The sequence below is a fragment of the Corynebacterium sp. HMSC066C02 genome (genome assembly GCF_001814945.1).
GTDB classification, from domain to species: Bacteria; Actinomycetota; Actinomycetes; order Mycobacteriales; family Mycobacteriaceae; genus Corynebacterium; species Corynebacterium aurimucosum.
The window spans coordinates 1-997 of record NZ_KV818443.1 but is presented as its reverse complement, the minus strand read 5'-3'; the positions used below and the strand labels follow the sequence as shown (position 1 = coordinate 997).

Here is a 997-nt window from a genome sequence, read left to right as displayed (position 1 = left end):
GGGCCTGACCCCCGGAAAGTAGACACGTCGGGGGTTAGCTATGCTGCTTGGGTCAGTGTAGCTGATGTGAGTGCTTCGAAGGTATCGGGGGCTAGAAGGTTGCACCAGGAGTGCCGTCTGCGGGTGTTGTAGCGCATGCACCATCGAAAGACTTCTTGGCGACAGCTGATTGGACTGTCAAAGACTTTCTGATCACGTAGCACTTCACGCTTTAAGGTGGCGTTAAATGATTCTGCCAGGGCATTATCAGCACTTGTACCCACCGCGCCCATGGATTGGCGAACACCAAGCTGGGTGCAGTGGTCCCTAAAAGCCTGTGAGGTGTACACACTGCCGTGATCGGAATGGAAAATTGCCCCTTTAAGGCTTCCACGGACTTTCCTTGCATGAGATAAAGCCTCGATAACCAGCGATACCCGCATGTGATCGGCGAGCGCATGGCCAACGAGCTTGCGCGAGTAGACGTCGATGACCGTGGCTAGGTACATGTTCTTGCCGCCCTTACACGGCAGGTAGGTGATATCGCCTACGTAGACGTGGTTCGGCCTGTCAGCGGTGAATTTGCGGCCTACTAAGTCTGGCATGACTCGACGTCCAGGCTTGCGCCTGGTAGTGACACATCGACGCCGCTTAGTAAAGCCTTTCAGCCCCATGGATTTCATGATGCGTGCGACCTTCTTGTGATTGATCGGGCCGAAATCCGTATCAGATTTAAGGCTTGCAGCGATGCGTTTAGCACCATAAAGCCCGTGCTCATCATCGAAGATGGTCTTGATTCTCGCACCAATAAGAGCATCCGAACACGTCTTTAACCTGCGTTTTTCGCGGGTGTTGACCCATTTGTAGAACGAGGAGCGATTGAGCTTTAACACGTGGCACATCCGCTTGACCGAGTACTCGGTTCGATGGTCATAGACAAACTGGAAGCGGATTACCAGCGTGTCTCTTCGGCAAAATATTTCGCGGCCTTACGCAGGATGTCGCGTTCTTCGCGCAG

1 pseudogene is annotated in these 997 nt (G+C 53.5%); it reads right to left on the bottom strand.

From position 1 onward, the window contains the following. Positions 1 to 38: 38 nt before the first annotated feature. Positions 39 to 997 (bottom strand): annotated as a pseudogene (locus tag HMPREF2996_RS03280) (IS3 family transposase); the annotation flags it as partial.